This is a genomic window from Streptomyces sp. NPDC021115, from assembly GCF_044333065.1.
Taxonomy (GTDB): domain Bacteria; phylum Actinomycetota; class Actinomycetes; order Streptomycetales; family Streptomycetaceae; genus Streptomyces.
Window position 1 is genome coordinate 1,756 of the sequence record NZ_JBIRQF010000037.1, and the last position, 25,805, is coordinate 27,560.

A 25,805-nucleotide genomic window follows, 5' to 3' on the forward strand; every position below is an offset into this window, starting at 1 on the left:
CTACATCGGCCTCACACGCTTCAGCGCCAGCTGTACGAGGCTGTCGGCGCCCATCGAGTCGAGGGATTCGGCTTCGCTCCGCTCGGCGGCCGGTTCCGCTGCGGTCCCGCCTGCCCCGTTGGCCGTGGCGGATTCGGCGGTTCCGGCGGCTTCGGCGAGCCGGCGCAGCATGTCCAGCACGCCGGACTCCCGCAGCCGGGCGATCGGGATCGCCGCCAGAAACTCCTTCACCTGCGGGTCCACCCCGCCGTCGCCCGGCTCGGCACCGTGCGCGGTGCCTTGAGCCGGAGCAGCGTCGGCGAGCAGCCTCTCCCGCAACGCCAGGACGAGCGCTTCTGGCGTCGGGTGGTCGAAAATCAGCGTCGCGGGCAGTTGCAGCGCGGTGGCCGAGTTGAGCCGGTTACGCAGGTCCACCGCGGTCAGCGAGTCGAAGCCGAGGTCCCGGAACGCCCGGGCAGGGTCGACCGCGGTCGCCGAGGAGTGTCCCAGCACCGAGGCCACCTGGGCCTGTACGACTTCCAGCAGCAGCCGGTCCTGCTCGGGCGCGGGCAGCCCCCGGAGCCGCCGGATCAGCCCCTCGCCCCCGCCCGCGGCCGCCTGGCCCGCGGTGCGGCGCTGCCGTGCGGCCGGCACCAAGCCGTGCAGCACGCTGGGCAGACTGTCCCGCCGCGCGGCCAGCGCCATGGTCCGCAGGGTGACGGGCAGGGCCACCGGCTCGTTGACCTGCAGCGCGGTGTCCAGCAGCGCCAGCGCGTCGTCGGTGGACAGCGGCGGGAATCCCTGGCGGCGCATGCGGTCCAGGTCCGCCTCGGCCAGCCGGCCGCCCATGCCGTCGGTGTTCTCCCACATGCCCCAGGCCAGGGACACGCCCGGCAGACCCTGGGCACGGCGGGATGCCGCCAGCGCGTCCAGAACCGCGTTGCCCGCCGCGTAGGCCGCCTGTCCCGCGGAGCCGATCACTCCGGAGATCGAGGAGTACAGCACGAAGGCGCTCAGGTCGGACTTGGCGGTCAGTTCGTGCAGGTGCAGCGCGGAGTCGGCCTTGGCGGCCAGGACCCGGGCCAGCCGCTCCGGGGTCAGGCCGGTGATCACCCCGTCGTCGAGCACTCCGGCCGTGTGGATCACCCCGGTGAGCGGCGCCCGCTCGGGGATGGTCTCGATCGCCCGGGCCAATGCCTCCCGGTCGCCGACGTCGCAGGCGGTGATGGTGACCCGCGCGCCGAGAGCGGTCAGTTCCCTTTCGAGGTCCCGCGCGCCGGGGGCGTCGGCGCCACGGCGCGAGAGCAGCAGCAGGTCCCGGACTCCGTGCTGGGTGACGAGGTGGCGTGCCAGCACCGCGCCGAGACCGCCGGTGCCGCCGGTCACCAGGACGGTGCCGCTCTCGTGCCACGGCGCCGGGATGGTCAGCACGACCTTGCCGACGTGCTTCGCCTGGCCGAGGAACCGCAGGGCCTCCGGGGCCCGTGAGATATCCCAGGTGGTGATCGGGATCGGCCGCAGCGCACCCTTTTCGAACAGCTCCAGCAGCGCGGTCAGCATCTCGCCGATCCGGTCAGGACCCGCTTCGATCACGTCGAACGCCTGGTACGACACACCCGGGTAGCCGGCCCTGACCTCGTCCGCGTCGCGGATGTCCGTCTTGCCCATCTCCACGAATCGTCCGCCGGGACGCGTCAGGCGCAGGGACGCGTCGACGAACTCCCCGGCCAGGCAGTCCAGCACGACGTTCACCCCGGCACCGTTCGTGGCCCGGGAGAAGGTCTGCTCGAACTCGGTGGTGCGGGACGAGGCGATGTGGTCGGCGCCGACACCGAGTTCGCGGACCGTGGGCCACTTGCCCTGGCTCGCGGTCGCGAAGACCTCGGCCTGTAGGTGGTGCGCGAGCTGCACGGCGGCCATGCCCACGCCGCCGGCGGCGGCGTGGATGAGGATCGACTCGCCCGCCCGCAGCCCGGCGAGGTCCATCAGGGCGTAGTACGCGGTGAGGTACACGATCGGCACCGATGCCGCCTGCGCGTAGGACCAGCCGCGCGGAATCCGTGCCAGCATGCGCGCGTCGGCGACCGCGGCGGGGCCGAAGCCGCCGTCCAGCATGCCCATGACGCGGTCGCCGACGGCCCAGTTCGTCACGCCGGGTCCGACCTCCAGGATGACGCCGGCGCCTTCGAGGCCCATGCGGCCCGCGTCGCCCGGGTACATGCCCAGCACGTTGAGCACATCGCGGAAGTTGATGCCTGCGGCGCGTACGCCCACCCGCACCTGACCGGGCAGCAGGGGCCGCATGTCCTCGCGCACCAGCGCGACACCGTCCAGGCGCCCCTGGGCGACGATGTCCAGCCGCCACCCGAGTCCGGCGCCCAGGTCGGACTCCGGGGTCGTGGGGGGCACGAGCACACCGCCCGAGGCCATCCGGACGGCCCTGGGCAGCCACACCTGGCCGCGGCGTACGGCCAGTTGCGCATCGCCCGCCTCGGCGAGGCCGGGCAGATGCGCGGCCAGCGCCTGGTAGGACTCCTGGCGGCCATCGGTGTCGGCGAGGAGGAATCGGTCCGGGTTCTCGCTGATCGCCGTACGGACGAGGCCCCACACTCCGGCACCGGCCACGTCGACCACGCCTTCGCCCGTGAGCGAGGTCCTGGCGGGCTCCTCACCGTCTTCGGCGGAGACCTCGACGGCGTCCTGGGTCAGCACCGCCAGCCGGGACCCGGCCAGCCGGTCCTCGGCCAGCCAGTCCCGCACGATGCCCAGCACCCCGGTGACGGTCTCGGTCACCCTGGCGTCGGTGCTCACCTCGGTGTCGACGGCGGTGTGGTGAAGCGGGAGCAGTACGGTCTCGGGCACCTCGGCGCCGGCGTCCAAGGCCGCGCTCAGCGCGGCGAGGTCGGCATACCGGGAGGCGCCGACGCCCACGTCGGGCGGGCCGTTCCGCGAGTCGTCGGATCCGGTCAGGATCGCCCAGCGGCCAGCCGGGGAGGGCCCGTTCGGGGTGGCGGGCGCGGGGACCCAGTCCAGCCGGAACAGGCTGTCCGAGACCGGCGAGTCCGCCCCGGCCAGGTCGGCGGGCGACATCGGGCGCAGCACCAGCGACTCGATCTCGGCCACCGGTTCCCCCGCCGTGTCGGCCACCCGCAGCCCCACCTCGCCCGTCCCGCGCACGGTCAGGCGTACGCGTACGGCGGCGGCGCCGACGGCGGACAGCGACACGCCCGACCACAGGAACGGCAGCGACGCGCCGTCCGCCGCCTGCTCCCGCAGTCCCAGGGCGTGCAGGACGGTGTCGAGCAGCGCCGGGTGCAGTCCGTACGCCGAAGCGTCGCCGGCCAGCGGCTCGGGCAGGGCCGCCTCGACGAAGAGGTCCTCGCCGTGTTCCCAGACCTCTCGCAGTCCTTGGAAGGCCGGTCCGTAGGCCAGCCCGGCCGACGCCAGTCGCTCGTACAGCCCGTCGGTGGGCACAGGCTCGGCGCCCGGGGGCGGCCACGCGGTCAGGTCCCAGTCGGCGGCGGGCCGCTCGGCGGCGAGGGTGCCGGTGGCGTGCAGGGTCCACGGTTGCCCGGTCGCGGAGTCCTGGGGGCGTGCGTACAGCTTCAGGGTGCGCCGCTGCTCGTCCGCGTTTCCGTCCGGGTTCCCGTCGGAGGACTCGGGCGGCTCCACGCTGAGCTGCATCTGCACCGCGCCGTCCTTCGGCAGCACGAGCGGGGCCCGCAGGGTCAGTTCGTCCAGTCGGCCGTGGCCGAGCTGGTCGCCCGCCTGGAGTGCGAGTTCGACGAGCGCGGTGCCGGGGACCACGATCGATTCCGCGACCGCGTGATCGGCGAGCCAGGGGTGGGACCGCACCGAGAGGCGGGACGTCAGCAGGACGGTTTCCGAGCCCGCCACGGTCACGGCCGCGCCCAGCAGCGGATGTTCGGTCACGCCGAGGCCGAGGCCGTCGGCGTCGGTGGCCGGAGCCGATGCCTCCAGCCAGTACCGCTGACGCTGGAACGCGTAGGTCGGCAGTTCGACCCGCCGGGCACCGGTCCCCGCGAACACACCGGGCCAGTCGACATCCGCGCCCCGTACATACAGTTCCGCGACGGCCGTCAGCACAGCCTCGGCCTCGGTCCGGCCCGCACGCAGGGTCGACACGGCCACTGCCGACTCGGCCACGGACTGGGCCAGCGTGCTCAGGACGGGGTCGGGACCGACCTCCAGGAGCCAGGTCGCCCCCTGCTCGCCGGTCGCGGTCACGACGGCGTCGTGGAAGCGCACCGGGCGGCGCACCTGACGCACCCAATACTCCGGAGTGGCCCAGTCCTCCCCGCCGACCAGGTCTCCGGTGACCGTGCTGATCGCGGGAAGCGTCGGCTGCCGATAGTCGATGGTGGCCGCGACCTCCGCGAACTCCGCCAGCATCGGCTCCATCAACGGCGAGTGGAACGCATGACTCACCCGCAGCCGCGACACCCGGCGCCCCTGCTCCCGCGCAATGACCATGGCCCGCTCGACCACGTCCTCGCCACCGGAAACCACCACCGACGTCGGCCCGTTCACCGCCGCAACCGACACCCGCTGCGAGTCCGGCAGTCCCCGCAGAATCTCGGAGACCTCGGCCTCCTCACCCTCGATCGCCGCCATCGCACCACCCGCAGGCAGCCCCTGCATCAACCGCGCACGACCCGCCACCAACCGCGCGGCATCCGCCAATTCGAAAACACCAGCCGTGTACGCGGCGACGAACTCACCCACCGAGTGGCCCAACACCACATCCGGCACCACACCCCACGACCGCAGCAACTCCACCAGCGCGGTCTGCACCGCGAACAACGACGGCTGCGCATACCCGGTCCGATCCAGCAGAGCCGCCTCAGCCGAACCCTCCGCCGCGAACAACACCTCCCGAACCGGGACCTCAAACCCCGGCACACCCGCAAGCTCCGCGTCCAGATAGCCGCAGACCTCATCCAACGCCCTCGCGAACACCGGGAACACGCCATACAGCTCACGCCCCATACCGAGCCGCTGACTGCCCTGCCCCGTGAACATCCAGCCCGTACGCCCCTCCGACACCGCACCGGACACGACCGAAGGGCCGTCCAGGCCGGCCAGACCCGCGCGAAGGGCATCGTCGGCGCCCAGCACCACCGCGCGGTGCTCCAGCGCGGCGCGCGTCGTCACCAGTGAAAGGCCCACGTCGACAGCGGAGGAGGCCCGCTCGTCGAGGAACTCCGCCAGACGCCCGGCCTGTGCCTCCACCGCCCGCGCGCTCCGGCCCGACAGCACCCATGGCACCACCGGCAGGTCAGCCGACGGCCGTTCCCCGGCTACGGCCGGGGCGACCGGAGCCTCTTCGATGATCACGTGCGCGTTGGTCCCACTGATCCCGAACGACGACACCCCCGCCCGGCGCGGACGCTCCCCCCGCGGCCAGCCACGAGCCTCGGTCAGCAGCCTGACCGCTCCGGCTTCCCAGTCCACATGCGACGAGGGCTCGTCCACGTGCAGCGTCCGCGGCAACTGCCCGGCGCGCAGCGCCATCACCATCTTGATCACACCTGCCGCGCCCGCCGCGGCCTGGGTGTGCCCGATGTTCGACTTGATCGACCCCAGCCACAGCGGCTCGTCCTCGGTGCGGCCCTGACCGTACGTGGCGAGCAGGGCCTGGGCTTCGATCGGGTCGCCGAGCCGCGTCCCCGTGCCGTGCGCCTCCACCACGTCCACGTCGGACGCCGAGAGCCGCGCCGAGGACAGCGCCTGACGGATCACCCGCTGCTGCGACGGACCGTTCGGCGCCGTCAGACCATTCGACGCACCGTCCTGATTGACCGCGCTCCCACGCACCACCGCCAGCACGTTGTGCCCGCGCCGCCGGGCCTCCGACAGCCGCTCGAGCACGAGCACACCGGCGCCCTCGGCCCAGCCGGTGCCGTCCGCCGCCTCGGCGAAGGACTTGCACCGGCCGTCGGCGGCCAGGCCGCGCTGCCGGGAGAATTCGACGAACGTGGCGGGCGTGGCCATCACCGTGACGCCACCGGCCAGGGCAGTGTCGCACTCCCCCGCCCGCAGCGCCTGGCAGGCCAGGTGGAGCGAGACGAGGGACGACGAGCAGGCGGTGTCCACGGTGACCGCGGGGCCTTCGAAGCCGAAGACGTAGGAGATGCGGCCGGAGAAGACGCTGCCCGCGTTGCCGTTGCCGAGGAAGCCCTCGACCTCGTCCGGTACGGCGTGCACCCGCGACGCGTAGTCGTGGTACATCAGCCCCGCGAAGACGCCGGTGGCCGTGCCGCGCAGCGAGTGCGGGTCGATTCCGGCGCGCTCCAGCGCCTCCCAGGAGGTCTCCAGCAGCAGCCGCTGCTGCGGGTCCATGGCCAGGGCCTCGCGCGGCGCGATGCCGAACAGCTCGGCGTCGAAGTCGGCGGCGTCGTGCAGGAACCCGCCTTCGCGGACGTACGAGGTACCGGCATGGTCCGGGTCGAGGTCGTAGAGCCGCTCGATGTCCCAGTCGCGGTTGACCGGGAAGGGGGTGATGCCGTCCCCGCCGGAGGTCACGAGCTCCCACAGCGACTCGGGTGAGGTCACTCCGCCCGGGTAGCGGCAGCCGATGCCGACGATCGCGATGGGCTCGTCGGCCGCGCCCCGGCTCCGTACGGCGGCCGCCGGGGTCTTCTCCTGTTCCCGCTCCGCTTCCGCGCCCAGCAGCTGCTCGCGGAGGTACGCGGCGAGCGCGGCGGGGCTGGGGTGGTCGAACACCAGGGTCGCGGGCAGCCGCAGCCCGCTCGCGGTGTTGAGGTGGTTACGCAGGTCCACCGCGGTCAGCGAGTCGAAGCCGAGGTCCTTGAACGCCCTGGCCGGGTCGACCGAGGTGGCCGATGAGTGCCCCAGCACCGCTGCGACCTGCGACTGCACCAGCGCAAGCAGCTCTCGGTCCTGTTCAGCGGCGGACAGGCCGCGCAGCCTTCGTGCCAGCGCGTTCTGGTCGTCGTCGGCGGCCTGTCCGGCGACGCGCCGCCGCCGGGCGGCCGGGACGAGCCCGAACAGCACGCTGGGCAGGCTGTCCCGGCGGGCGGCGAGAGCGGTGATGTCGAGTGTGACGGGCAGTGCGAGGGCCTCGCCGGACCGTGACGCGAGGTCCAGCAGTGCGAGCGCGTCGTCGGTGGCGAGGGCGGGGAAGCCCTGCCTGCGCATGCGGGCCACGTCGGCGTGGCCGAGGCGGCCGCCCATGCCGTCGGCGTGTTCCCACATGCCCCACGCCAGCGACACGCCCGGCAGGCCCTGGGCCCGCCGGGACGTCGCGAGCGCGTCGAGCACGGCGTTGCCCGCCGCGTAGGCCGCCTGGCCGGACGAACCGACGATCCCCGAGATCGAGGAGAAGAGGACGAAAGCGTCCAGCTCGCGGTCACGGGTCAGTTCGTGCAGGTGCAGGGCCGATTCGGACTTCGCCGCCAGGACGCGCGCCAGCCGCTGCGGGGTCAGGTCGTTGATCACTCCGTCGTCCAGCAGACCGGCGGTGTGCACCACGCCGCTGAGCGGCGCGTCCTCGGGAACCGCGGCCAGTGCTCGGGCCAGCGCCTCGCGATCGGCTACGTCGCACGCGGCGATCGTGACCCGGGCGCCCAGGTCCGTCAGCTCCTGCCGGAGTTCCCGCGCGCCGGGGGCGTCAGGTCCGCGGCGGGACAGCAGCAGGAGGTTCCGTACTCCGTGCGTGGTGACGAGATGGCGCGCCACCAGCGCGCCGAGGCCGCCGGTGCCACCGGTCACGAGGACCGTGCCCCGCGCCCGCCAGGCGGGCGAGGCGTCCGCGGGCCCGGTCGTCCGGGCGACGCGCGGCAGCAGCACCTGGCCGCCCCGCACCGCGAGCTGGCTCTCGCCCGCCTCGGCGAGATCGGTCAGGCTCGCGGCCAGCGCCTCGTACGAAGCCTGCTCGCCGTCGGTGTCCGCCAGGACGAACCGGCCCGGGTTCTCGGTGATCGCCGAGCGCACCAGGCCCCACGCCCCGGCGCCGGCGAGATCGTCGGCCTCGACGACCGCGCCCGAGGTGAGCACGGCGAGGCGGGACTTGGCCAGACGCGGCTCGGCCAGCCACTCCCGTACGACGCGGAGCACGCCGCTCACGGCCTCGGTCACCTCGGCACCGGCACCGGTGGCCCGCGTGACCGGCAGCAGGACAGTGCCGGGAACGTCGGCGCCGCCGTCCAGGGCGGTGACGAGCTCGGCGAGGCCCGCGCGGCCGGTCACCGGGATTCCGGCGTCCTGCCATGGCCGCGCGTCGCCCAGGACGGTCCAGTCCTCCGGCTCGCCGGGGTCGGCTGCGGGGGCGGGGGCGGGGATCCAGTCGAGCCGGAACAGGCTGTCGACGGCCGGAGCCGCGGCGGCCAGCTCGGTGGCCGAAACGGGCCGCAGTACGAGGGCGTCGACCTCGGCGACGGGCTCACCGGACGCGTCGGCGACACGCAGTCCGACCTCACCCGGTGCGCGGACGGACAGCTGTGCCCGCACCTCGGGAGCGCCGACGGCCGACAGCGACACGCCGGACCACAGGAACGGCAGCAACGCCTTGCGAGGGCCGTCGGGTTCGTCCGGTACCGGCGCCGGATAGTCGATGCCGAGGGCGTGCAGGACGGAGTCCAGCAGCGCGGGGTGCAGTCCGAAGCCGGTCGCGTCCGCCATGGCCTCCTCGGGCAGGGCGGCCGCCACGAACAGGTCGTCGCCCAGCCGCCAGACCTCCCGCAGCCCCCGGAACACCGGGCCGTAGGCCATCCCCGTCCCCGCCAGCAGCTCGTAGAGCCCGTCGACCGGCACCGGCTCCGCGCCAGCGGGCGGCCAGGCCCGCAGATCCCAGTCGGCGGCGGTCTGATCGGCGGTCAGGGTGCCGGTGGCGTTGAGGGTCCACGGCCGGTCGGCCGGAGCGCCCTCGGTGCGGGAGTGGATCCGCACGGTCCGCGGGCCTTCGCCTTCCGCGGGCTCGATGGCGATCTGCACCTGGACCGCGCCGTCACGCGGCACCAGCATCGGGGACCGCAGGGTCAGCTCCTCGACCCGGTCGCAACCGGCCTGGTCGCCCGCCTGCACGGCGAGTTCGACGTAGGCGGTGCCCGGCACCACGACGGAGCTGCCGACCACATGGTCCGCGAGCCAGGGGTGAGTCGCCACGGACAGCCGCGATTGCAGGACCGCGGTGTCCGAGTCCGCCAGCCGTACGGTGGCGCCCAGCATGGGGTGCCCGGCCGCGCCGAGCCCCAGCCCGTTGGTGTCGATCGCCGGGCGCGGGTTGTCCAGCCAGTACCGCTGGCGCTGGAACGCGTAGGTCGGCAGCTCGACCCGCCGGGCACCGGTCCCCGCGAACACACCGGGCCAGTCGACGTCCGCGCCGCGTACGAACAGCTCCGCGACGGCGGTCAGAACGGTCTCGGCCTCGTCCCGGCCCCCGCGCAGGGCGGACACGGCCACCGGATCGGCCGCGGACTGGGCCAGCGCACTGAGCACGGGGTCGGGACCGATCTCCAGTAGCCGGGTCGCACCCTGCTCGTCGACAGCGGTCAGCAGCGCATCGTAAAAGCGCACCGGGCGGCGCACCTGGTTCACCCAGTACTCCGGAGTGGCCCAGTCCTCCCCACCGACCAGGTTTCCGGTGACCGTGCTGATCGCGGGAAGCGTCGGCTGCCGGTAATCGACAGTGGCCGCGATCTCGGCGAACTCCGCCAGCACCGGCTCCATCAACGGCGAGTGGAACGCATGACTCACCCGCAGCCGCGACACCCGACGGCCCTGCTCCCGCGCAATGGCCATGGCCCGCTCGACCACGTCCTCGCCACCGGAAACCACCACCGACGTCGGCCCGTTCACCGCCGCAACCGACACCCGCTGCGAGTCCGGCAGTCCCCGCAGAATCTCGGAGACCTCGGCCTCCTCACCCTCGATCGCCGCCATCGCACCACCCGCAGGCAGCCCCTGCATCAACCGCGCACGACCCGCCACCAACCGCGCGGCATCCGCCAATTCGAAAACACCAGCCGTGTACGCGGCGACGAACTCACCCACCGAGTGGCCCAACACCACATCCGGCACCACACCCCACGACCGCAGCAACTCCACCAACGCCGCCTGCACCGCGAACAACGACGGCTGCGCATACCCGGTCCGATCCAGCAGAGCCGCCTCAGCCGAACCCTCCGCCGCGAACAACACCTCCCGCACCGAAACCTCAAACCCCGGCCTGCCCGCAAGCTCCGCGTCCAGAAAACCGCACACCTCATCCAACGCCCTCGCGAACACCGGGAACACGCCATACAGCTCACGCCCCATACCGAGCCGCTGACTGCCCTGCCCCGTGAACATCCAGCCCGTACGCCCCTCCGACACCGCACCGGACACCACCGAAGCACCGTCGGCCAACGCGACGATGTTCTCGCACAGTCCGTCCCGGTCGGAGCCGAGCACGACGGCGCGATGGTCGAGCGCTGTGCGGGTCGTCGCGAGGGAGAAACCCACGTCGACCGGGGACAGGTCCTGCCCGGGGGCCCGCTCGTCCAGGAAGGCCGCCAGCCGGCCGGCCTGGCCGCGCAGGGCCTCCGGCGTCCGGCCGGACAGCACCCACGGCACCGCCGGCAGGTCCACCGGCGGCGACTCCTCGGCGGCGGCCGGGGCCGGCGCCGGGGCCTCGGGGGCTTCTTCGATGATGACGTGGGCGTTGGTGCCACTGATCCCGAACGACGACACCGCCGCGCGGCGCGTGCGTTCGGCCCGGGGCCACTCCCTCGCCTCGGTCAGCAGCTCGACCGAGCCGGACGCCCAATCGACGTGGGACGACGGCCGGTCCACATGCAGCGTCCGGGGCAGCCGCTCGGCGGCCAGCGCCATGACCACCTTGATGATTCCGGCGGCGCCGGCGGCGGCCTGGGTGTGGCCGATGTTCGACTTCACCGAGCCCAGCCACAACGGCTCACCGCCATCGCGTCCCTGACCGTACGTGGCGAGCAGGGCCTGGGCTTCGATCGGGTCGCCGAGCCGCGTCCCCGTGCCGTGCGCCTCCACCACGTCCACGTCGGACGCCGAGAGCCGCGCCGAGGACAGCGCCTGACGGATCACCCGCTGCTGCGACGGACCGTTCGGCGCCGTCAGACCATTCGACGCACCGTCCTGATTGACCGCGCTCCCACGCACCACCGCCAGCACCGGATGGCCCAGGCGCTGGGCGTCCGACAGCCGTTCCAGCACCAGCACCCCGGCACCCTCGGACCAGCCGGTGCCGTCCGCCGCCTCGGCGAAGGGCTTGCAGCGGCCGTCGGGCGCGAGCCCACGCTGCCGGGAGAACTCGATGAACGTGGCGGGGGTGGCCATCACCGTGACGCCACCGGCCAGCGCCATCCGGCACTCCCCCGCCCGCAGCGCCTGGCAGGCCAGGTGCAGCGAGACCAGGGAGGACGAGCACGCGGTGTCGACCGACACCGCCGGGCCCTCCAGGCCGAGCACGTACGACAGGCGGCCCGAGGCCACGCTCGGAGTGCTGCCGGTCTGCAGGTAGCCGGCGGATTCGCCGCCGTCCTCGTGGGCGAAGCCGCCGTACCCGTTGGCCGAGATCCCCGCGAAGACACCGGTCGACGACCCGCGCAGCGACAGCGGACCGATGCCCGCCCGCTCCAGCGCCTCCCACGCGGTCTCCAGCAGCAGTCGCTGCTGCGGATCCATGGCCAGGGCCTCACGCGGCGAGATCCCGAACAGCTCCGCGTCGAAGTCGGCCACGTCCGGCACGAATCCGCCGACCCCGGCGTACGCGGTGCCCATCGCCGCGCTGGTGGCGTCGAGCAGCCCCGGCACGTCCCAGCCGCGATCGCCGGGGAACGGGGACATCCGCTCGCCGCCCGAGGTCACCAGGTCCCACAGCGCTTCCGGCGAGGCGACCCCGCCCGGGAAGCGGCAGCCCATGCCCACGATCGCGATCGGCTCGTCGGCGGCCGAGGCCATCGTCTCCGGCGTGCCGTCCTGGTCCACCGACCCGCCCAGCAACTGCCCGCGCAGGAAGTCCGTGAGGACGGCGGGCGTGGGGTAGTCGAAGATCAGCGTGGTCGGTAGCGAGAGCGCGGTCGCACTGCCCAGGCGGTTGCGCAGGTCCACCGCCGTCAGCGAGTCGAAACCGAGGTCCTTGAACGGGCGCCCCGGGGCGATCGCGGTGGGTGAGGCGTGCCCCAGCACCGCCGCGACCTGGGACCGCACCAGGTCCAGCAGGACGCGGCCCTGTTCCTGTGCGGACAGCCCGCTCAGCCGGCGCGCCAGTTCGCCGTCGGCCGGAGCGGCGTGAGCCGAGCTGTCGGCCGCGCGCGCGGCGGCGGCCTCCGGGAGATCGCCGATCAGGGCGCTGGGCCGGGCGGAGGTGAACGAGGGCGCGAAGCGCTGCCAGTCCACATCGGCCAGCATCGCGCACACGCGGCCTTCGGCCATGACCTGTTGCAGGGCCGTCATCGCGCGCTGCGGCTGGAGCGCCTTGAGGCCGCGCTGCCGCAGGTACTCCTCGACGCCCCCGTCCGTCACCATCCCGGACTCGCCCCAGGGGCCCCAGGCCACCGAGGTGGCGGGCAGCCCCAGGCCGCGCCGGTGCTGCGCGAGCGCGTCGAGGTAGGTGTTGCCCGCGGCGTAGGCCGACTGGCCCGCGTTGCCGAGCGCTCCCGCGATGGAGGAGAACAGCACGAAGGCGTCCAGTTCCAGCCCCGCGGTCAGCTCGTGCAGATGCCGCGCCGCACCCGCCTTCGCGGCCAGCACCCCGGCCAGCCGTTCCGGCGTCAGATCCGCGGCCAGCCCGTCGTCCAGCACACCCGCGGTGTGCACGACGCCGGTCAGCGGCGCGTCTTCGGGAACACCGTCGAGCACGGCGGCGAGAGCCTGGCGGTCGGTGATGTCGCAGTCGGTGACGGTGACCCGCGCACCGAGTGCGGTCAGCTCTTCGCACAACTCCTTCGCGCCCGGGGCCTGAGCGCCCCGGCGGGAGACCAGCACCAGATGCTCCGCACCGCGCGAAGCCAGCCAGCGACCGACATGCCCGCCCAGGGCGCCGGTACCGCCGGTGATGAGCACGGTGCCGCGCGGCCGCCAGCCCTCGCCGTCCGGGGTCCCCGCCCGGTCGCGGACCACGCGGGCCGCGAACACGCCCGAGGGCCGTACCGCGACCTGGTCCTCGCCGTCGCCGTAGGCGGCCGCGAGCACGGACACCAGGCGGGTCCACGACTTCTCGTCGGCGTTCTCCGGCACGTCCACCAGGCCGCCCCAGCGCCGCGGCTGCTCCAGCGCCACCGTACGGCCGAAGCCCCACAGCTGAGCCTGCGCCGGGTTCGCCAGTTGCTCGCCCGACCCGACCGAGACCGCCGAGCGGGTCACGCACCACACCGGGAGGTCGGTGTCCCCGAGCGCGTGAACCAGCGTCAGCGTCGTCGCGGTGACGGTGGACAGTTCGTCGGAGTCCTCGGCGAGGAGGGACACGATCCCCACCGGAGAGCCGTCGGCGGCGGTACGAAGGCGGTCGGCCAGCGCGTCGGCGGTGTCCGTGGCGGCGACCGGCAGGACGGTCACCTCCGCGCCGCCCGCCCGCAGTGCCCGCACGCACGGCTCGGCCCGCGCCTCGTCCGGCTCCGGCACGGCCACCAGCCACGTGCCCGACAGCCGACCGGTGTTCGGGAGGGTCACCGGCTTCCATGTGATCCGGTATCGCCAGCCCGCCAGCTCGGACTGCTCCTGCTGCCGCTTGCGCCAGTCCGACAGCATCGGCAGCACCGCGTCCAGCGGCGCGGCCGATTCGACGCCGAGCCGCCCGGCCAGCGCATCGGCATCGCCCCGCTCGACCAGATTCCAGAACTCGGCCCCGGTCTCGTCGACGCCGCCGCCAACGGCGCGTCCCGGCTGGTCGGTCGCCTGGTCCCGCAACCAGAACCGACGGCGTTGGAAGGCGTACGTCGGCAGCTCCACCCGCCGCGCACCGGTCCCGGCGAACACCGCGGCCCAGTCGGTCCTCGCGCCGCGTACGAACACCTCGGCCACGGCCGCGAACACGGTCTCGGCTTCGGCTCGTCCCTTGCGCAGCGCCGATACGGCCACCGTGCTGCCCGCGGCGGACTGCGCGAGCGCGCTGAGCACCGGGTCGGGGCCGAGCTCCAGCAGGCGGGTCGCGGCATGTTCCGCGGTCGCGGTCACGACGGCGTCGTGGAAGCGCACCGGGCGGCGCACCTGGCTCACCCAGTACTCCGGGGTGGCCCAGTCCTCCCCGCCGACCAGGTCTCCGGTGACCGTGCTGATCGCGGGAAGCGTCGGCTGCCGATAGTCGATGGTGGCCGCGATCTCGGCGAACTCCGCCAGCATCGGCTCCATCAGCGGCGAGTGGAAGGCATGGCTCACCCGCAGCCGCGACACCCGGCGGTCCCGCTCCCGCGCGACCGCCATGGCCTGCTCGACCACGGCCTCGTCCCCGGAGATCACCACGGCGTCCGGGCCGTTGACCGCCGCGATCGCCAGCCGCTCGTCGTCCAGAAGTGTGCCCAGGACCTCGACGGCCTCGGACTCGGTGGCTTCGATGGCGGCCATGGCGCCCACCCGTCGCCCACCACCCCCTTCGACGGAATCGCTCCGCGATCCCCCCGCATTCGAAGGCAGCGCCTGCATCAGCCGCGCGCGGCCCGCGACCAGCCGGGCCGCATCGGCCAGTGCGAAGACACCCGCGGTGTACGCGGCGACGAACTCACCGACCGAGTGGCCGAACACGACATCCGGGCTCATGCCCCACGAGCGCAGCAGCTCGACCAGCGCCGTCTGGACCGCGAACAGCCCGGTCTGCGCGTAGCCCGTGCTGTCCAGCAGTCCGGCCTCGTACGAACCCTCCGGCGCGAAGAGCACGTCCCGCACCGGCACCTCGAAGCCCGGCTCGCCGCACAGTGCGGCGTCCAGCTGGGCGCAGACCTCGTCGAGGGCCCCTGCGAACACCGGGAATTGGCCGTACAGCTCGCGGCCCATGCCCACGCGCTGGCTGCCCTGTCCGGTGAACATCCAGCCCGTACGGCCCTCGCCGGCGACGCCGGAGGTGACCGCGTCATCGCCTTCGGCGAGCGCGGTGACGCCCGAGAGCAGGGCGTCGAGGTCGCCGCCCAGGACCACGGCGCGGTGTTCCAGCGTGGCGCGGGTGGTGCCCAGCGAGAAGCCGATGTCGAGCGGGGAGCCGTCCCTGGCGCCGAGGAAGGCCGCGAGGCGGCCGGCCTGGGCCCGCACCGCCTGCGCGGTGCGGCCCGACAGCACCCAGGGCACGATCGGCAGCTCGGCCGACGGCTCCTCGACGGCGGCCGGTGCGGCCTGGGGTGCCTGGGGGGCCTCTTCAAGGATGATGTGGGCGTTGGTGCCGCTGATCCCGAACGAGGAGATTCCGGCCCGGCGCGGACGGTCGCCCGACGGCCATTCCCGGGCCTCGGTCAGCAGCCGTACCGCGCCCGATTCCCAGTCCACGCGGGACGAGGGTTCGTCCGCGTACAGCGTCTTCGGCAGTCGCTGCTCCCGTAGCGCCAGGACCATCTTGATCAGTCCGGCGGCGCCTGCGGCGGCCTGGGTGTGGCCGATGTTCGACTTCACCGAGCCCAGCCACAACGGCTCTCCGCCGTCGCGGCCCTGACCGTACGTGGCCAGCAGGGCCTGCGCCTCGATCGGGTCGCCAAGGCTCGTGCCGGTGCCGTGCGCCTCCACCGCGTCCACCTCGGCGGGCGACAGCCTGGCCGCGGCGAGGGCCTGGCGGATCACCCGCTGCTGCGACGGGCCGTTCGGCGCCGTCAGGCCGTTCGACGCACCGTCCTGGTTGACCGCGCTCCCGCGTATGACCGCCAGCACCGGATGCCCGAGGCGCTGGGCGTCCGACAGCCGTTCCAGCACCAGCACCCCGGCACCCTCGGACCAGCCGGTGCCGTCCGCGCCCTCCGCGAACGCCTTGCAACGGCCGTCCGCCGCCAGCGCGCGCTGCCGGGAGAAGTCCACGAAGAGGTCCGGTGTCGCCATGACGGTGGTGCCGGCGGCCAGGGCCATCCGGCACTCGCCCGCGCGCAGCGCCTGGGCGGCCAGGTGCAGGGCCACCAGCGCCGACGAGCAGGCGGTGTCCACGGTGACAGCGGGGCCTTCCAGGCCCAGTGCGTAGGAGACCCGGCCGGACAGGACGCTGGCCGCGGACCCGGTGGTCACATATCCCTCGACGTCCGTGGCCAGGCCGCGCGCGGTGTGCTGGTAATCCTGGCCGTTGGTCCCGGCGAACACCCCGGTGGCCGAGCCGCGCAGCGACAGCGGGTCGACACCCGCCCGCTCCAGCGCCTCCCATGAGGTCTCCAGCAGCAGCCGCTGCTGTGGATCCATGGCAAGGGCCTCACGCGGCGAGATCCCGAACAGCTCCGCGTCGAACTCCGCCGCGTCATGCAGGAATCCGCCGACACGGACGTACGACGTCCCCGAGTGGGCCGGGTCGCGGTCGAACAGCCCGTCGACGTCCCAGCCTCGGTCCACGGGGAAGGACGAGAGCCCGTCACCGGCCGTGGACAGCAGGTCCCACAGCTCTTCGGGCGAGGCGGCGCCGCCCGGGAAGCGGCAGCCCATGCCCACGATCGCGATCGGGTCGTCATCGGCGCCCAGCGGCGCGAGTGCCGCGTCGGTGTGCCCGGCGTCGTCGGCCGTCGCGCCGAGCACCTGCCCGCGCAGGAAGGCCGTGAGCGCGGCGGGCGTGGGGTGGTCGAAGATCAGCGTGGTGGGCAGGTGCAGGGCGGTGGCGGTGGCGAGCCGGTTGCGGAACGCGACGGCGGTCAGGGAGTCGAAGCCGAGCTCCTTGAACGCCCGCGCCGGGTCGATGGTGGCCGGGGTGGCGTGCCCGAGCACGGCCGCGACCTGCGACAGCACCACGTCCAGCAGCATCCGGTCCTGCTCGGCGGCCGGGCGCTCCCGCAGCCGCCGCGCCAGTTCACCGCCCGCCGGAGCGGACGGGTCGGCGGCCCGCGTACGCGCCTGGGCCGCGGCCTCGGGAAGCTCGGCGATCAGCGGGCTGGGGCGGGTGAAGGTCACCGAGGCCGCGAAGCGTTCCCAGTCGACGTCGGCCACGACCCGGACCGCGCGGTCGTCGTCGAGCGCACTCCGGAGGGCGGCGATGGCCCGGTCCGGGTCCAGTAGGCGTACGCCCAGGCGGCGGAAGTGCTCCGCCACCAGACCGTCGGCGGCCATTCCGTCGCCGCTCCACGGACCCCAGGCCACCGAAGTGGCCGGCATCCCCAGGCCACGCCGATGGTGCGCCAGGGCATCCACGTACGCGTTGGCGGCACCGTACGCCGCCTGGCCCGCGTTGCCCAGCACGCCCGTTATCGAGGAGAACAGAACGAAGGCGTCGAGCTGACGGTCGGCCGTCAGCTCGTGCAGATGGCGCGCGGAGTCCGCCTTCGCCGCCAGCACGCCGGCAAGCCGTTCCGGCGTCAGCTCGGCGGCCGGGCCGTCGTCGAGAACCCCGGCCGTATGGACGATTCCGGTCAGCGGCGCCTCCTGCGGAATGTCGTCCAGCACGGCCCGTACGGCCGCACGGTCACCGACATCACAGGCCGCGAAGGCGACCTCGGCGCCCAAGTCCGCCAGCTCGCCACGCAGTTCGTCCGCCCCGGGCGCCTCAGCGCCCCGACGGGACACCAGCAGCAGGCGTTCGGCGCCGGAAGAGGCCAGCCAGCGGGCCACATGCCCGCCCAGTGCGCCCGTACCACCGGTCACCAGCACCGTGCCGCGCGGCCGCCAGGAATCCGTGTCATCGCTCGCGGCCGTGTCGCGCACCAGCCGGGCCGCGAACACGCCCGACGGCCGCACCGCGACCTGGTCCTCGCCGTCCGTCGCGGCGAGCGCGGGCGCCAGTCGCGTGAGGCTGCGCTCGTCGGCGTCCTCGGGCAGGTCGATCAGCCCGCCCCACCGGTCCGGCTGCTCCAGCGCCACCGTACGGCCCAGACCCCACAGCTGGGCCCCCGCCGGATTCGCCAACCGCTCACCCGAACCGAGCGACACCGCGGAGCGGGTCACACACCACACCCGCGCCCCGGTCCCGGAATCGGCCAGCGCCTGCACCAGAAGCAGCGTCGTGACCGTGCTCGTCAGCAGGGACACCACACCCGTGGGCTCGGCGTCCTCGGCGCGGAACCGGGTGGCCAGCGACTCCCGGGTGTCTTCGTCGGCGACCGGCACGACGATCACTTCCGCGCCGGACGCCCGCAACGCTTCGACCACATCGTCGTATGCGGCGCCGGTCTCCCGCGGGACCGCCACCAGCCAGGTGCCCGACAGCCGGGCGGCGGCCTGGAGCGGCACGGGCTTCCATGTGATCCGGTACCGCCAGCCCGCCAGCTCGGACTGCTCCTGCTGCCGCTTGCGCCAGTCCGACAGCATCGGCAGCACCGCGTCCAGCGGCGCGGCCGGCCCGACGCCGAGCCGCCCGGCCAGCGCATCGGCATCGCCCCGCTCGACCAGATCCCAGAAGGCGGCCTCGCCACCGTCGACCGCGCCGGGCACGTCCCGCCTCGCGACGGCCAGGTCCGGCAGCCAGAACCGCTGCCGCTGGAAGGCGTACGTCGGCAGGTCCACCCGCCGCGCACCGGTCCCGGCGAAGTACGCGCCCCAGTCGACCTCGGCTCCGCGTACGAACAGCTCGGCCACCGCCGTCAGCACGGTCCTGGCCTCGTCGCACCCCTCGCGCAGAGCCGACACCGCCGCTACGTCCAGGGCGGACTGGGCGAGCGTGGTCAGGACCGGGTCAGGACCGACCTCCAGCAGGCGGGTGACGCCCTGGGTGCGGGCGGCGTTCTCAAGGGCATCGTGGAAGCGGACCGGACGGCGTACCTGGCGCACCCAGTACTCGGGGGTCGCCCAGTCCTCTTCTCCGACCAGCTCACCGGTGACCGTGCTGAGGGCCGGGAGATCCGGCTGCCGGTAGGTGATGCTCGCCGCGATCTCGGCGAACTCCGCCAGCATCGGCTCCATCAACGGCGAGTGGAACGCATGGCTCACCCGCAGCCGCGACACCCGGCGGTCCTGTTCGCGCGCGGTGGCCATGGCCCGCTCGACCGCGTCCTCGTCACCGGAGACCACGACCGACCTCGGGCCGTTGACGGCCGCGATCGCGATGTGCGCGCCCAGCCCGGTGAGGATCTCGGCAACCTCATCCTCGGATCCCTCGATGGCCGCCATCGCACCGCCCGCGCGTCGCCCACCACCGCCCTCATTCGAGGGGAGCGCCTGCATCAGCCGGGCACGGCCTGCCACCAGCCGGGCGGCGTCAGCCACTCCGAAGACACCCGCGGTGTACGCGGCGACGAACTCACCGACCGAGTGGCCCAGCACCACATCCGGGGCGGTGCCCCACGACCGCAACAGTTCCACGAGCGCGACCTGGACGGCGAACAGTGCCGTCTGGGCGTAGCCGGTGCGGTCCAGCAGTTCCGCCTCGGCGGAGCCCGCTGCCGCGAACAGCACATCCCGTACGGGGACCGGGAACTCCGTGGCGCCGTCCAGCCCGGCCTGGAGGTGTGCGCACACCTCGTCCAGCGCCTCGGCGAAGGCCGGGTAGGCATCGTACAGTTCGCGTCCCATGCCGGTGCGCTGGCTGCCCTGTCCGGTGAACATCCAGCCCGTACGGCCCTCCGTGACCACGCCGGTGACCATGAAGGCGCCGCCGTGGGCCCGTTCGGAGACGGCCGCTCGCAGGGCGTCGTAGTCGGTGCCCAGCGCCACCGCGCGGTGCTCGAACGCCGCGCGCGTGGTCGCCAGCGACAGGCCGAGGTCGGCGGCGGAAGCGCCGGGCTCCCCGTCGAGGAGCGCCGCGAGCCGTGCGGTCTGCGCCCGTACGGCCTGCTCGCTGCGGCCGGACAGCACCCAGGGCACCACAGGTGCCGTCCAAGGCCGCTCCTCCGCGCCGCCGGCGGGCTGCTCGGCCTCGGGGGCCTGTTCGATGATGGCGTGGGCGTTGGTGCCGCTGATGCCGAACGACGACACCCCCGCCCGCCGGGGGCGGCCGGCCTCCGGCCACGCCGCGGGCTCGGTCAGCAGCCGTACGGTACCGGCCGACCAGTCCACGTACGGGGTGGCCTCGTTGATGTGCAGCGTGCGCGGCAGCACGCCGTGCCGCATCGCCAGCACCATCTTGATGACGCCCGCCACGCCCGCCGCCGCCTGGGTGTGCCCGACGTTGGACTTGAGGGAGCCCAGCCACAGCGGCCGGTCCTCGTCCCGCCCGCTTCCGTACGCGGAGATGACGGCGTCGGCTTCGATCGGGTCGCCCAGGGTGGTGCCGGTCCCATGGGCTTCGACGGCGTCGACCTCCGCCGCGTTCAGCCCGGCGTTGGCGAGGGCCTGGCGGATCACTCGCTGCTGTGAGGGGCCGTTGGGGGCGGTCAGGCCGTTGGACGCGCCGTCCTGGTTGACCGCGCTGCCCCGTACGACGGCCAGCACCCGGTGGCCGTGGCGGCGGGCGTCGGAGAGGCGTTCTACGAGCAGCATGCCCGCGCCTTCGGCCCAGCCGGTGCCATCGGCGGCCGCGGCGAAGGGCTTGCAGCGGCCGTCGGCGGAGAGGCCGCGCTGCTGGCTGAACTCGACGAACATGCCGGGGGTCGACATGACCGTCGCACCGCCCGCCAGCGCCATGTCGCACTCGCCCTGGCGCAGGGCCTGGCAGGCGAGGTGCAGGGCGACCAGGGACGACGAGCAGGCAGTGTCCACGGTGACCGCCGGTCCTTCGAAGCCGAAGGTGTAGGCGAGGCGGCCGGAGGCGACGCTGCTGGACGTGCCGGTCAGGGCGTGCCCTTCGGTGCCTTCCGACGCCTCGTGCAGGCGCGGGCCGTAGTCGTTGTGCATGACCCCGGCGAAGACACCGTTCGCCCTGCCCCGCTGGGACGCGGGGTCGATCCCGGCGCTTTCGAAGGCTTCCCAGGCGGTCTCCAGCAGCAGCCGCTGCTGCGGGTCCATGGCGAGGGCTTCACGCGGGGAGATCCCGAAGAAGTCCGCGTCGAACTCGGCGGCTTGGTGGAGGAAGCCGCCGTGCCGGGTGGCGGACTTGCCCGGACGGCCCGGAGCGGCGTCGTACAGGCTGTCGGTGTCCCAGCCGCGGTCGGCCGGGAACGGGGAGACCGCGTCGCCTCCGGCGGTGACGAACCGCCACAGCTCCTCCGGGGAGTCCACGTCTCCGGGAAGCCGGCAGCTCATGCCGACGATGGCGATGGGTTCGTCGGCGGCGGGTGTGACGGCGGTCGGTGCGGTGGGGGCCTGCGCCGATCCGGCGGTCAGCGAGGCGAGGTGGCCGGCGAGCGCGGTGGGGGTGGGATGGTCGATGGCCACGGCGGTCTCGAGCCGTAGTCCGGTCGCGGTGGTGAGCTGGTTGCGCAGCTCGACCAAGGTGAGCGATTCGAGGCCCAGTTCCTTGAAGGTGAGGGCGGGCTGGACCGCTTCCGGTGAGGGGTAGCCGGCGACGGCGGCGACATGGGCTCGGACCAGTTCCAGCGCTGCCCGTTGCCGCTTCGCCTGGGACAGGCCGGCCGTCCGGTGTGCCCAGGACTGTCCGTCGGATTCGGCGTGTTCGAGGGCGTCGGCGGCGTCGGGGGACTCGACGGGTACGGCGTCCGCGTGGTCGGCGGCGGTCGGTGGCTGGAGGGCCGGGCCGTCGGCCGTGGCGGGCTCGGGCAGCCAGTAGCGGCGGCGCTGGAAGGCGTAGGTCGGCAGCGGGACCCGGCGGGGGCGCCGGTCGGTGAGCGCGGTGGCGAACACGGCGGCCCAGTCGACGGTGGAGCCGTGGACGTGTGCTTTGGCGAGCGAGGTGACGAACCGGTCGAGGCCGCCCTCGTCACGGCGGAGCGAGCCCACGTAGACGGCCTCGTGACCGGCCGCTTCCGCGGTTTCGCCCACCCCCGTCCCCAGGACGGGGTGCGGGCTCATCTCGATGAAGATCCGGTGGCCCTGGCCGAGAAGTCCCTCGACGGCCCGGTCGAAGCGGACGGTGTGCCGCAGGCTGTTGTACCAGTACCCGGCCTCCAGTGCCGAGGGGTCGAGCGGTCCGCCCTCCATCGACGAGTGGAACGGGATGTCCGTCGGGGTCGGTGTGATGTCGGGCAGCGTGTCCAGGAGCCTGGTACGGATCTCCTCCATCTGGGTGGAGTGCGATGCGTAGTCGACCGGGATCCTGCGGGTCCGGACGCCGTCGGCGGCCAGCGTCCGCACGAGGTCGTCCAGTGCTTCCGGGTCGCCGGAGACGACCACGGAGCCGGGACCGTTGACGACGGCGACGGACAGCCTTGGGCCCCACGGCTCCAGCCTGCCGGTGATCTCGTCGGGGGGAAGCGCGACGGACACCATGCCGCCCCGGCCCGCCAGGTCCGCGAGCACCTGACTGCGCAGGGCCACCACGCAGGCGGCGTCCTCCAGGGAGAGGGCGCCCGCCACGCAGGCGGCGGCGATCTCGCCCTGGGAGTGGCCGACCACGGCCGCGGGCTCGACCCCGTACGAGCGCCAGAGGGCGGCCAGGGAGACCATCACCGCCCACAGCACGGGCTGGACCACGTCGACGCGGTCCAGCCCGGGGGCGCCCGGCACCTCGCGCACGACGTCCTCCGGGGACCACGGCACGTGGGGGGCGAGCGCGTCGGCGCACTCCCGCATGCGGGCGGCGAAGACCGGGGAGGAGTCGAGCAGTTCGACTGCCATGCCGGCCCACTGCGAGCCCTGGCCCGGGAAGACGAAGACCGCCCGGTCACCGGCCGGCCCTGTGCCGCGGAGGACACCGTGGGCGGTGCCACCGTCGGCAAGGGCGTCCAGGCCCCGCAGGAAGCCGCCGCGGTCGGTGGCGAGGACGGCCGCGCGGCAGGGGAAATCGGCGCGGGTGGTGGCCAGGGAGAAGCCGAGGTCGGACGGTTCCAGGTCGGGGTGGTCCCGGACATGCGCCCGCAGCCGCCTGGCCTGGGCGCGCAGGGCCGTCTCGGTCCTGCCGGAGATCACCCAGGGGAGGGCGGGACGCGGCTCGCCGGTGGCGGCGGTGCTCCCGACGGGTTCTCCCGGCTCGGGCTTCGACGGGAGGAGAGCGGCCGGGCGGTCCTGGGCGGCGGGGCCTTCGGCCAGGATCAGATGGCAGTTGGTGCCGCCCATGCCGAAGGCGCTCACGCCGGCCACGAGCGGCCGTTCGGGGTACTCCCAAGCGCCCAGTTCGCGCTGCACGCGCAGGCGCAGCGTGTCGAGGGGGATGGCGGGGCTGGGGGTTTCGTGGTTCAGGCTCGGTGGTAGTTCGCGGTGGCGGATGGCGAGCGCCGTCTTGATGAGCCCGACTATCCCGGCGGCGCCTTCGAGGTGGCCGACGTTGGTCTTGGCCGAGCCCACGGCGAGCGGGCGGTCGGCGGGACGGGCGGCTCCCAGGACCGCGCCGAGGGCGGCTGCCTCGACGGGGTCGCCCGCCTTGGTGCCGGTGCCGTGCAGTTCCACGTACTGGACCTGTGCCGGGTCCACTTCGGCCCGCTCGTAGGCCAGGCGGAGGACGTCCTGCTGGGCGCGGGGGTTCGGCATGGTGAGACCGTCACCACCGCCGTCGTTGTTGACCTCGCTGCCGAGGATCACGCAGTGGATGGAGTCGCCGTCGGCCAGCGCCTTCTTCAGCGGCTTGAGGACGACCAGGCCGCCGCCCTCGCCCCGGACGTAGCCGTTGGCCCGGGCGTCGAAGGTGAAACACCGGCCGTCGGGCGACAGGCCGCCGAACTTCTCGACGGCGGCGGTGCCGTCGGCGAGCAAGTTCAGGTTGACACCGCCCGCGATGGCCAGGGTGGAGGTGCCCGTGCGCAGGCTCTCGCAGGCCAGGTGTACGGCGACGAGCGACGACGACTGGCCGGTGTCGACGGTCAGGCTCGGCCCGTGCAGGCCCATGAAGTAGGAGACGCGGTTGGCGATGATGCTGCGGTGGAGGCCGGTCAGGCTGTGCCGGGTGAGGGCGTCGGTCCCCTGCCGGCGGGTCAGTGTGGCGTAGTCGTCCGCGATGGCGCCCACGAAGACGGCGCAGTCGCTGCCCCTGAGCGTTCCGGGAACGATGCCCGCGTCCTCGAGGGCCTCCCAGCTGAGTTCCATGGTCAGCCGTTGCTGCGGGTCCATCGTGGTGGCTTCGCGGGGTGAGATCCCGAAGAAGGCCGGGTCGAACCGGTCGACCTGGTCGAGGAACCCGCCCCAGCGGATGCCGGACTTCCCGGGGCCCGAGGCGTGTGTTTCCCACCGGCCGGGCGGCGCCTCCTCGATGGCGCTCAGGCCGGACCGCAGGGCCTGCCAGAACGCTTCCGGGTCCGCCGCCTTCGGCAGGCGGCAGGAGAGGCCCACGACGGCGATCGCGTCGTCCGGCGGTGTGCCGGTGTCGGCGGACACGGCGGCTTGCGAATCCCTGGTCATCGGCCCCACTGTTCGGTTCGCGCGCCCCCTGCCGGACCCGCCCGTCGACTGCCCCGGAAGTTCGGCCGGCGGTTGCTTCGGCAGATTCATCAGCAGTTCCATCGGATCGGTGCCGGTCTCCCCGAGGACGGCGGCCCAGTCGGGCGTACCGCCCGCGGCGTAGTACTCCGCCACGGCGTGCAGGAAGCGGGCCGGGCCGCTCTCGTCGCACCGCAGGGTCGCCCGGGCGACGGCGGGCCTGCCGGATCGTTCGATGGCGGTTTCGAGTTCGGAGGTCAGCAGCGGGTGCGGGCCGACTTCGAGGAAGTAGCCGTGGCCGTCTTCGAGCGCGGCGGCGGTGGCGTCCTGGAACCGGCCGGGCTCGCCCGGACCCCGGGTCCAATGGGCGACGTCCGGTCCGTGGCCGGGCCACCGGCCGCCGGTGGCGGAGGAGTAGAACGGGACACGGGCGCCGCGCGGTGTGATGTCCGCCAGGTCGGCGCGGCCGTCGCCCGGTGTCCGCGGCCGGTCCGATCCTGCGATCACGCGGGCGCTGTCGTCGAGCGACAGCACGCCCGCGACATGAGCCGCGGCGATCTCGCCGAGGCCGTTTCCGGCCACCGCGCCGGGTTCCACCCCGGCGGCCCGCCACAGCGCGGCCAGCGACACCATGACCGAGAACAGGGCCGCGGACTCCGCGGCGTCGGCGGGCATGGGCGCGGGCGCGTCATCGCACCGCCCCGTCGGCGTTTCCAGCATGTTCAGCGTGTCCGGCAGCGGCCGGCCCAGGTACGGGGCGAATGCGTCGGCGCACTCCCGCAGCCGGGCGGCGAAGACCGGTGAGCACCCCGCCAGTTCGCGTGCCATGCCGGGCTGTGGGGAGCCGTGCCCGGGGAAGACGAACACCGGGCCGCCCGGCTCGCCCTGGTGACTGCCCTGGGTGACCTGGGGCGCCGCGGTGCCCGCGACGAGGGCGTCGAGACCGGCGAGGAATGCCTCCCGGTCCTCGCCGACGATCACGGCCCGGTACGGCAGCGCGCCGGCGGCGGCCCGCAGCAGGCCCTGCCCGACAGCTTCGGGATGCCACCCCACACGCTCGTCCAGCCAGGTGCGGAGCACCCGGGCCTGGTCGCGTACCGCGTCCGCGCCGCGCCCGGAGAGCACCCAGGGACGGGGCAGGCCCGCCCCTGAGAACAGTGGGACAGGCGAGGTGGTGCGAGCGTGATCGGACACGTTTTCTCCCGCTGTGTCGGGGCGGAGCCGGGGTGAACCGTGTGGGTGGCTCTCGGCCCGTACGGACGCCGCCCATGCAGGCGCGCGGATGCCAGGGGGTGGTCGCCGATGGCGAGAATCACCCGGTGCTGTCCGATTATCTGGACGGGCGACTCGTGGATTCCCTACAAGGAATTGAGCGGCACTAAGGAAAACCTTGT

The 25,805-nt window shown here is 73.7% G+C and carries 1 protein-coding gene; it reads right to left on the reverse strand.

Features of this window, described 5'->3' with window-relative positions; all coding sequences use genetic code 11:
* Positions 1 to 25,605: a type I polyketide synthase gene (locus ACH4TL_RS45200; protein ID WP_398425512.1), complete on the reverse strand. Its 25,605-nt coding sequence runs from the start codon at positions 25,603 to 25,605 to the stop codon at positions 1 to 3.
* Positions 25,606 to 25,805 lie beyond the last annotated feature (200 nt).